The sequence below is a fragment of the Cereibacter johrii genome (genome assembly GCF_001720585.1).
GTDB lineage: Bacteria > Pseudomonadota > Alphaproteobacteria > Rhodobacterales > Rhodobacteraceae > Cereibacter_A > Cereibacter_A johrii.
In genome coordinates this window covers 1-3,048 of the sequence record NZ_MABH01000021.1, presented here as the reverse complement: position 1 = coordinate 3,048, position 3,048 = coordinate 1, and the positions used below count along the sequence as shown (strand labels likewise).

Genomic DNA, 3,048 nt, shown 5'->3' with positions numbered 1-3,048 from the left:
CCCCGCGCTTGCGGGAGGTCCGCGCTTCGCCGGGGGTCACCAGCCAGCGGCCATCGGCATCCTCTCGCGCGGCCGGGAGTCCGACCCCACCTTGCAGACCCTTGGGCCAGCGACCCCGCCCGCCGGTCCGGGCCCGTATCCCGACGCTGCGCGGTTGACAGCCGGCAACTCTGCCCCGCGCGAGACCCGTGGGGCTTTTCCCTCCGCCCGCGAGGAAACTGCGGCGCTTTCCCCTAAAACGCGCAGCCCGCCGGTCGTTTCTCTTGCAGCACCAGCCGCTACCCGGAAGGAGACAGGGATGACTTTCGCCGATGCGCGGGCGCGTTACCGCCGCACCGAAACCGTGGACTTCCAGGCGGTCGAGGACCCTCACCAGATCGTGCTCGTCACGCTGCGCGAACTGGAGCGGTCGCTGCGCGCGCTGGCTGCGGCGGCCGAAGCGGGCGGACCCTATCCCGACCAGCATCTGAACCGCGCCTTCACCGCGATCTACATCCTGCAAAGCAGCCTCGATTTCGAGAAGGGCGGCGAGATCGCCGACAACCTCTTCCAGGTCTACGAGTTCTGCCGCCTTCAGGTGGCCGCGGCCTTCCGGCGCGAGCGCGGCCAGCTTGCGGAAGCCGCGGGCCATATCGGTGCCATCCTCGGGGCGTGGGAGCAGATCGGCCCCCGGCCGTGAGACCCGGAGCCTCCGATCCGCGCGCGCTCTGCCTGGGCCTCGCGGCGGCCTCCGCCGCGCTGAGGCGCGCCATGGAGCGGGGGGACGTGGCCCTTCTGCTGGCGCGCGAGGCCGATCTGCGGGCGCTCGCCGAGGAGTTGCCGGCCCCGGACGGGTGGGGGCCCCTGCGGAAGGCGACAGGGGACGCGCTCTCCGAGGCGCTCGACGCGGTGCGGGCGGCGCAGGCCTGGCTCGAACGGCAGGGCGCGGAGGCCGAGGCCGCGGCGCACCGCACCCAGCGGCTCCGCCACGCCTACGGCAGGGCCGGAGCCTGAGCTGGACACCGGCGCAGGGCATGAGGGCGCCGGGGAAGATCCCGCGGCGCTCCGCACCCAACGGTTCCGCCACGCCTGCGGCAAGGGGCGGAGCCTGAGCCGGACACCGGCGGAGCGCATGAGGGCGCCGGGGAAGATCCCGCGGCGCCCGTTCTTTCGGCTGGAATGTGCCGGCCCTGCCGCCCCATCTGGCTTGGCCGCCGTCCTCATCGGAACGTCCCCAAAAGGCGGGGACCGGGCGGTCAGGCGCCGCGGCGGCGCAGGGGGGCCAAGAGGGCGTGCAGCGGGCGACGGGTGCGGCGCGCCTCGCGGCCATCCTCGTCGAAATGGACCGTCTCGACCATCAGCCCCTCGAGCGGCACAGCCGTGGCCTCGGGGAACTGCGGCGGGCGGCGGTGGCCTTGGGCGGACGGCTGAAGCTCGATGGACATGGGCTTTCTCCCGAAGATGGCGCGGGCCGCCTGCAAGCTCCGTGCCGGGCCGGTCAGTGCACGATGAAATCGGTGAGCAGCGCCTCGAACACGGGCTCGGGCGCCTCGGCGGTGGCATAGCGCGCATTGACGGCGGCCCGCAGCGCCTCGGGCAGCGCCCGGCGGAAGGCCTCGAGCGAGGGCTGGGCCTCGTCGCAGGCGCGCAGGGCCTCGGCCAGCTCCACCGTCAGAAGGGGCAGGTCGGTCTTCAGCATCGAGGCCATCGACGCGAGGTCGATCCGCCCGGCCTCGACCGCGAAGCTCACCTGGATCGTCAGTTGCCGCTGTCCGCCGCGGATCGTGGCATGGACCGGAGCGGGCAGCGGCAGATAGGTGAGCGGCCCCTCGGGGCGCCGGGGGGCCGCCTCCGCCGGGGCGGGCGGCAGGAGGGAGACGGCAGGCCGGTCGAGGAGCCGGGCAAGGCCCGCGCCGAAGAGCCCGAGCGGCAGGGCCAGCCCAAGCGAGAAGAGGAGGCGGGAAGAGACGCGGCTGGTCATGATGGGCCGATCCTATCCCGGCGCGGCCTCGGCCCGCATCCCGCCCGAACGAGAGCGATCCCCTGCGGAAGGCGGGGGCGCCCGGCTAACAATCCCCGCCCGCGCGCCGTTGCAGGCAGGGAGAAGGCCCGCCCGCCGGCGCTTTCCGTTCGCGAAGGGGAGACGGATGAGACTGAACCTGCCGCAGGTGCTCGTTCCGCTGGCCAGGCGGCTGCCCGCCGGGCCGCGGCCGGGGCGCGAGGGCGACGATGCCGACGCCTTCGACCTCGTGCGCACCGAGACGCGGCTGAAGAACCGGGCGCAGGTCGAGCGGTATCTGCCCGACATCCTCGGCCGGGCGCTGGCGCGGATCTGGATCGACCCGATCTTCCGCGACCGGTTCGCCGCCGATCCGGTGGCGACGCTCGCGGCCTATGACGTGTTCCTGCCCGAGACCATCACCATCGCCTTCGAGATCGAGGGCCATGCGCGGCCGCGCCTCGTCGTCTACGAACAGAAGGGGCCGCTCAGGCCGAAGCAGCGGATGCTCTATCTGCAACTCGTGATGAAGGCGGGAAAATGAGGGGGGCGGCGCTTCTCTGCCTCGCGCTGAGCGTGGGTGCGGCGACCGCGGCCGAGACCGTTTCCCAGACGGGCGCCGATCCGTTCGCTGCGGCGATCTCCGCCTTCCGCGCGGGCGATGCGGGGCGGGCGGCGGTGCTGTTCAAGACCCTGGCCGAGGCGGGCGAGCCCGAGGCGCAGTTCAACCTCGCCCTGCTCTATGCCGAGGGGGCGGGCCTGCCGCAGAACCCGCGCGAGGCGCTCTACTGGGCGTGGCGGGCACAGATCGCGGGCATCCCGCGGGCCGAGGCGCTGGCGCAGCGCCTGACGGGCTCGCTGCCCGCCGAGGCGCGCGCGGATCTTGCGGAGCGGCTCGAAAGGGTGCTGGCGCCGGGCATCGCCCTTGGCGAGGCCCGCGCCATGTTCGGCCTTGCGCGCGTCCTGCGGGAGCTGCGGCCCGAGCCCGATGCGAAACGCGCCTATGAATGGCTGGCCATCGCCGCTGCCCTCGGGCTGCCCGAGGCGCAGGGCGCGCGGGACGCGGCGCT

General features: G+C 73.7%; 6 protein-coding genes. 4 read left to right on the top strand and 2 right to left on the bottom strand.

Features of this window, described 5'->3' with window-relative positions; all coding sequences use genetic code 11:
- Nucleotides 1-298 precede the first annotated feature (298 nt).
- Together A9O63_RS00695 and A9O63_RS00690 are read left to right on the top strand one after the other, a co-directional pair.
- A complete protein-coding gene (locus A9O63_RS00695; RefSeq protein WP_069330194.1) occupies nucleotides 299-679 on the top strand; it encodes a flagellar export chaperone FliS in 381 nt (126 codons plus the stop codon).
- Nucleotides 676-993, top strand: coding sequence for a hypothetical protein (locus A9O63_RS00690; RefSeq protein WP_069330193.1), 318 nt, complete (start codon nucleotides 676-678; stop codon nucleotides 991-993). Before A9O63_RS00695 ends, A9O63_RS00690 begins: the two co-directional genes overlap by 4 nt.
- A gap of 242 nt (nucleotides 994-1,235) precedes the next feature.
- Here A9O63_RS00690 and A9O63_RS00685 read toward each other — a convergent pair whose 3' ends face one another.
- Both A9O63_RS00685 and A9O63_RS00680 read right to left on the bottom strand, forming a co-directional pair.
- Nucleotides 1,236-1,424 carry a hypothetical protein gene (locus tag A9O63_RS00685; protein ID WP_069330192.1) on the bottom strand — a complete coding sequence of 63 codons (189 nt, stop codon included), beginning with the start codon at nucleotides 1,422-1,424 and terminating at the stop codon, nucleotides 1,236-1,238.
- A 53-nt stretch (nucleotides 1,425-1,477) separates the two neighbouring features.
- Nucleotides 1,478-1,960 carry a hypothetical protein gene (locus A9O63_RS00680; protein WP_069330191.1) on the bottom strand — a complete coding sequence of 161 codons (483 nt, stop codon included), beginning with the start codon at nucleotides 1,958-1,960 and terminating at the stop codon, nucleotides 1,478-1,480.
- Nucleotides 1,961-2,126: 166 nt separating this feature from the next.
- On the opposite strand from A9O63_RS00680, the gene A9O63_RS00675 reads away from it, so the two are divergent.
- Together A9O63_RS00675 and A9O63_RS00670 are read left to right on the top strand one after the other, a co-directional pair.
- On the top strand, nucleotides 2,127-2,522 hold the full coding sequence (locus A9O63_RS00675; protein WP_069330190.1) for a hypothetical protein: 396 nt from the start codon (nucleotides 2,127-2,129) through the stop codon (nucleotides 2,520-2,522).
- Nucleotides 2,519-3,048: SEL1-like repeat protein (locus tag A9O63_RS00670; RefSeq protein ID WP_069330189.1), on the top strand; the 530-nt coding region annotated here is incomplete at its 3' end. The genes A9O63_RS00675 and A9O63_RS00670, both read left to right, overlap by 4 nt.

Coding starts and splice junctions, on each gene's coding strand:
- A9O63_RS00695 (WP_069330194.1), top strand. CDS start 299: ATGACTTTCGCCGATGCGCGGGCGCGTTACCGCCGCACCGAAACCGTG.
- A9O63_RS00680 (WP_069330191.1), bottom strand. CDS start 1,960: ATGACCAGCCGCGTCTCTTCCCGCCTCCTCTTCTCGCTTGGGCTGGCC.
- A9O63_RS00685 (WP_069330192.1), bottom strand. CDS start 1,424: ATGTCCATCGAGCTTCAGCCGTCCGCCCAAGGCCACCGCCGCCCGCCG.
- A9O63_RS00675 (WP_069330190.1), top strand. CDS start 2,127: ATGAGACTGAACCTGCCGCAGGTGCTCGTTCCGCTGGCCAGGCGGCTG.